This window comes from Nonomuraea sp. NPDC003201, assembly GCF_053590415.1.
This window is the reverse complement of record NZ_JBSFTC010000537.1, coordinates 1-4,891: the sequence shown is the minus strand read 5'-3', so window position 1 is coordinate 4,891 and position 4,891 is coordinate 1. Positions and strand designations below refer to the sequence as shown.

Genomic DNA, 4,891 nt, shown 5'->3' with positions numbered 1-4,891 from the left:
GCCGCGGCGGGCGACGGGCGGACACTCACGCTCGACCTCGGCGCCAAGCGCACCGTCGGCGCCGTCGCCGTCGCCTTCTTCAACGGGCACGCGCGAACGTCCACCTTCGACATCTTCACCTCCACCAACGGCACCACCTGGAACGCGGCGCTCACGGGCGCCGTCTCCGCCGGCACGTCCGACGACGCCGAAGTCTTCTCCTTCACGGCGCGGCCGGCCCGCCACGTCCGGCTGGTCGGCCACGGAAACTCCGTCAGCAGCTACAACAGCGTCACGGAGATCCGGGTCTACGCCGGGAAGTCCGACGCCCAGGCGGACGCCGCACCCCGGCCGGTCGTTCTCGGTACCGTGACCGCGTCCCCGGCCGGCCCGCCGGCCCTGTCGGTCGGCGACACGCTGCGGCTGAGCCTGACCGGCAAGCAGACCGACGGCCGCCCGGCCGATCTGTCCACGGCGACCATCACCTGGACCAGCAGCCACCCGGCCGTGGCCACGGTGGACGGCTCCGGCCTGGTCACCGCCGCCGGCGGTGGCAGCGCGAAAGTCGGCGCGCTGGTCATTCGCGCACCCGTGATGAAGGTCGTCCGTGTGCCGGTGTCGGTGGTCGACCCGTCGCACATCGAACCCGTGGCCGACGGGTTCGTCCGCGACGGCACCTACGCCGCCACCGCCTTCGGCACGGGCTCCGTCCTCGAAGTACGCAACAATCCCAGCCTGGGCAGCGGATTCGACCGGGTCGCGTACCTGACCTTCCCGCTGACCGCGGCGCACGGCACGGTCGTCTCGGCCACCCTGCACGTCTACGGCTCGACCGGCGACGCCGCGGGCGCGACCGACGCCGTCCACGCGGTCACCGACGCGACCTGGAGCGAAGCCACGCTGACCTGGAACACCCGGCCGCCGCTGGGCGCCGGTCTCGGGACGTTCACGCTCGACACCACCGCGTCCTGGCACACCGTCGACGTGACCGCGTTCGTCCAGGCCCAGCTCGCCGCCGGGCAGGACGTCAGCCTCGCGATCACGTCCACCGCCACGGCGTACGGGCCGTTCACCTCCTTCTCCAGCAAGGAAGCGACCGACAACCACCCCTACCTGGAACTGACGCTGTCCTGACCCGCGCGACGGCGCCCCTCACCCGAGAGGCCCTCCGTGTCCGCGCTTCCCTTCCCCTAAGGCTTCCTCTGGGGTGCCGCGACGGCGGCGTACCAGGTCGAAGGAGCCGTCGCCGAGGACGGCCGCACCGCCTCGATCTGGGACACCTTCAGCCACACCCCGGGACGCGTGCTCGACGGGGACACCGGGGACGTCGCTTGCGACCACTACCACCGCTACGCCGACGACGTCGCCCTCATGGCCCGGCTGGGCCTGAGCGCGTACCGGTTCTCCGTCTCCTGGCCCCGGGTGCAGCCCGGCGGCCGGGGCCGGGCCAACCAGCGCGGGCTCGACTTCTACCGGCGGCTCACCGACGAGCTGCTGGACCGGGGGATCGAGCCGTGGGTCACGCTCTACCACTGGGACCTGCCGCAGGAACTCGAGGACGCCGGAGGGTGGCCCGCCCGGGACACCGCCACCCGGGCGATCCGGACCGCCGACTCGGCCGCCGTCATCGGCACCACGCTCAACCTGCAGTCGCTCATCGCGTACCCGGACGGCCCGGCCGACCGTGAGGCGCTGCGCCGCGTCGACGGCATCGGCAACCGGATCTTCCTCGATCCGCTGCTGCGTGCCGAATACCCGGCCGACGTCGCCGGCGACGTCGCCCACCTGACCGACTTGTCCTTCATCCACCCCGGCGACCTGGCGACCATCGCCGCGCCGATCGACTTCCTCGGCCTCAACTACTACAACCCTCTCGTGGTCGCCGCGTCCGCCGACGATCAGCCCAGCGCCGGCGCGGCCTGGCCGGGCTGTGCGGACGTCAGCTTCATCCGCCGCGGCTTTCCAGTGACCCACCTGGACTGGGAGGTCGACCCGGCCGGACTCACCGCGCTGCTGCGCCGCGTCACCGAGGATTGGGGATACTCCCATCGCTTCGGCCTCGTCCACGTCGACCACACCACCCAGCACCGCACGATCAAGGACAGCGGCCACTGGTACGCGAAGTGATCAGCCGCAACGCACTGCCCCAAGCGACCGCACCGATGTCGCAGTATCGATAGCGTGATCCGGTGCCCCGCCTAGTCGCTCTCTGCGCAGCCGTCCTGACCGTCGCGGCCGGATTGGGGGTGCGCGCGTTCTTCGACGGCCCGGTGTCGAAGTACGCGGGCGACGCCCTCTACACCGTGTTGATCTACACGCTCGTGGTGCTGGTCCTCCCCCGGGTGCGTCCCTGGGTGGCGGCGGTGATGGCGGCCGGGGCGAGCTGGGCGATCGAGTTCGCCCAGCTCGGGGAGATCCCGGCCGTGCTGCGGCCGCTGCTGGGCAGCACGTTCAACCCGCCCGACCTCTTCTGGTACGCGGTGGGCGCGGCCGCGGCCTGGGCCGCGCACACGCTCTGGCTGCGGAGGGCGGGATGAGCGCCGTCAGAACGCGTTCTTCAGGAAGGGCAGCAGCGCCTCGGCCGTACGCTCGGGATACTCCGACATCGGGTAGTGGCCCGCGCCGTCGATCATGACGGCCTGCCCGCGCAGCAGCGACGCCTGGGTCCGCGCCTCGGCCGCCGGGTCGGGGAAGTCGGGGTCCTTGGCGCCCATGAGGACCAGGGCCGGGCAGCGGACCTGGGCGATGGCCCGCTCGGCGTCCGGTTGGCGGTCGAGGAGCATGGCGCGCATCGCCTCGCGCCGTTTCGGGTCGCGCAGCATGGCCACCAGTTCGGCGCGGTGTCCGGCCAGGTCGGCGGGCCTGGCCGTACGGTGCGCCATGGCGTAGTAGAGGCTCCACAGCCGCGGGGAGGCGGCGATCAGCCGGACCAGCGCGCGGACGGCGGCGTTGAGAGGGACGGCTCGGATGAAGCCGTCGATCGCGACGATCCCGGCCACCCGCTCGGGCGCCTCCGCGGCGGCGCGGATGACGCCGCCCGCCGCGTACGAGTTGCCGAGCAGGACCGCGCCGGGCGCGTCCAGCTCCTCCAGCAGGGCCACGATGTCGCCGCCCACCGCGGACTGGGAGTAGTCGTCCCAGCCCGCCGAGGACTCCCCGTGGCCGCGCAGGTCCGCCGTCACCACCCGGTACCCCGCCTCCACCAGCGGCGGGCGCAGGAACCGGTAGGCCTCGCGGGTGTCCCCCAGACCGGGTACGCACACGACGAGCGGCCCTTCGCCGGCGCTGTCGTAGGCCAGGCGACCGCCCGGAACGTCAACGAACATGTCGCCACCTCCCTAACTGACGATGTCCACGATCAGCCCCAGCGCGAGCAGCAGGGCCATGGCACCGCCGGAGACCATCGCGCGCCAGGTGACCGTGGCGCGCTCCCGTACCGAGCGGAAGTACAGGACCGCGCCGACCACCACGAGAATCCCCTCGACGACGGCCGTGAGCCAAGGGATCTGCCACAGCCCGAAGCCGAGCAGCGGCAGGTCACCGGCGTTGCCGGGCAGCAACGGCAGGTCGGCCCGGTGGACGAGCAGGTCGAGCAGCCAGTGGCTGAACGTCACCGCGCCCAGCACCCACCCGGCCGTGCGGCCCCACCGCCAGGCTCCGAAGCCGCCGTACAGCCCCGACAGCAGCAACGCGCCGAGCAGCGAGTGCGAGTACTGCGCGTCGATCAGCGCCTCGCCGTAGGTGCCCGGGGCGACGGCCTGGAAGGACTCGATCCCGCCCGCCAGGAACAGGATCACGAAGATGACCTCGAGGAAGTGCGTGGCGAGCATGAGCGACCACAGCGGGACGCGGGGCTGGGTGGCCTTGACGGCGGCGGCCAGACCGAAGTGTCCGACGAACATTCAGCGTCCCTCCTTGGAGACCGGCTCGGGGGTTCGGGTGGCCCAGCGGTCGAGCCACTCGCACAGCACGACGAACAGCAGCAAGAAAAGTAAGAAATCCATGTCTCTCCTTACGTGGCGTGTACGACGTTAGGAAGAGAGGGCGTCTGCCCGGTATCGGACGATTGTCTGGTGTGGGGGGCGCTACATTCTGATGGTGCTGTGGGGACGGGAGAAGGAGCAGGCGCAGATCGGCGCGTTGATCGCGCAGGCCAGAGGCGGCCGGAGCGGGAGCCTGATCCTGCGGGGCGAGCCCGGGATCGGCAAGTCCGCGCTCCTCGACCACGCCGCCCGGTCGGCGGGGAGCATGCGTCCGCTGCGCGGCACCGGCATCGAGACCGAGGCCGAGCTGCCCTTCGCGGCGCTCCACCTGCTGCTCCACCCGGCGCTCGACCGGATCGGCAGGCTTCCGGCGCCGCAGGCCAGGGCGTTGGAAGGCGCGTTCGGCCTCGCCACCGCACCGGAGGACCGCTTCCTCATCGGCCTGGCCGCCCTGTCGCTGCTCACCGAACTGGCCGAGGACGGCCCGCTGCTCTGCCTGGTCGACGACGCCCAGTGGATGGACCGGTCGTCGGCCGAGGCGCTGCTGTTCGCGGCCCGGCGGCTGCACTCGGAGGGCATCGCCCTGCTGTTCGCGGCCAGGGACGCCTTCCACGCGCCCGGGGTGCCCGAATTGCGGCTCGGAGGCCTCGACCGGCAGGCCGCCGGCGATCTGCTGCGCGAGCACACGCCCGGTCTGGGCCCCAACGTACGGGAGAGGATCCTCGCCGAGAGCGGCGGAAACCCGCTCGCCCTGATCGAGCTGCCCCGGATGCCCGATTCGCCGCACCACGCGCCGGAGCCGCTGCCGCTGCCGCGCCGGATCCAGGAGGCGTACGCCTGATGTTCTTCATTGGTTGTCCCTTCGGGCCAGATCAGGAGATGGAGAGGTCGAAACCGGAGTCGGCGAGCCGCGCCGTGTGGGGGTTGAA

At 71.9% G+C, this 4,891-nt stretch carries 6 protein-coding genes and 1 pseudogene; 5 read left to right on the top strand and 2 right to left on the bottom strand.

Going from position 1 to position 4,891, the window contains the following annotated elements:
- From ACWDX9_RS60120 to ACWDX9_RS60105, 4 genes and pseudogenes are all read left to right on the top strand, one after another.
- The coding region (locus tag ACWDX9_RS60120) for a CBM96 family carbohydrate-binding protein (RefSeq protein WP_449972842.1) at positions 1–1,113 on the top strand (1,113 nt) is incomplete at its 5' end.
- 60 nt (positions 1,114–1,173) lie between these two features.
- Positions 1,174–2,013 (top strand): annotated as a pseudogene (locus ACWDX9_RS60115) (glycoside hydrolase family 1 protein); the annotation flags it as partial.
- A complete protein-coding gene (locus ACWDX9_RS60110) occupies positions 1,990–2,106 on the top strand; it encodes a family 1 glycosylhydrolase (RefSeq protein ID WP_449972844.1) in 117 nt (38 codons plus the stop codon). The pseudogene ACWDX9_RS60115 and the gene ACWDX9_RS60110, both read left to right, overlap by 24 nt.
- Before the next feature lie 62 nt (positions 2,107–2,168).
- Positions 2,169–2,516, top strand: a complete 348-nt coding sequence (locus ACWDX9_RS60105; protein WP_449972840.1) for a ribosomal maturation YjgA family protein — start codon at positions 2,169–2,171, stop codon at positions 2,514–2,516.
- Between the two features lie 6 nt (positions 2,517–2,522).
- On the opposite strand, the gene ACWDX9_RS60100 is transcribed toward ACWDX9_RS60105, so the two are convergent.
- Entirely contained in the window at positions 2,523–3,305 is a 783-nt protein-coding gene (locus ACWDX9_RS60100; protein WP_449972838.1) for an alpha/beta fold hydrolase, read from the bottom strand.
- 12 nt (positions 3,306–3,317) lie between these two features.
- A complete protein-coding gene (locus tag ACWDX9_RS60095) occupies positions 3,318–3,881 on the bottom strand; it encodes a permease (protein WP_449972836.1) in 564 nt (187 codons plus the stop codon).
- Between the two features lie 193 nt (positions 3,882–4,074).
- Between ACWDX9_RS60095 and ACWDX9_RS60090 the strand changes: the two genes are divergently transcribed.
- Positions 4,075–4,803: an AAA family ATPase gene (locus ACWDX9_RS60090; RefSeq protein WP_449972834.1), complete on the top strand. Its 729-nt coding sequence runs from the start codon at positions 4,075–4,077 to the stop codon at positions 4,801–4,803.
- Positions 4,804–4,891 lie beyond the last annotated feature (88 nt).

Excerpts from the sequence above, each read along its gene's own strand:
- ACWDX9_RS60100 (WP_449972838.1), bottom strand. The coding sequence starts at position 3,305 with ATGTTCGTTGACGTTCCGGGCGGTCGCCTGGCCTACGACAGCGCCGGC.
- ACWDX9_RS60095 (WP_449972836.1), bottom strand. The coding sequence starts at position 3,881 with ATGTTCGTCGGACACTTCGGTCTGGCCGCCGCCGTCAAGGCCACCCAG.
- ACWDX9_RS60090 (WP_449972834.1), top strand. The coding sequence starts at position 4,075 with ATGGTGCTGTGGGGACGGGAGAAGGAGCAGGCGCAGATCGGCGCGTTG.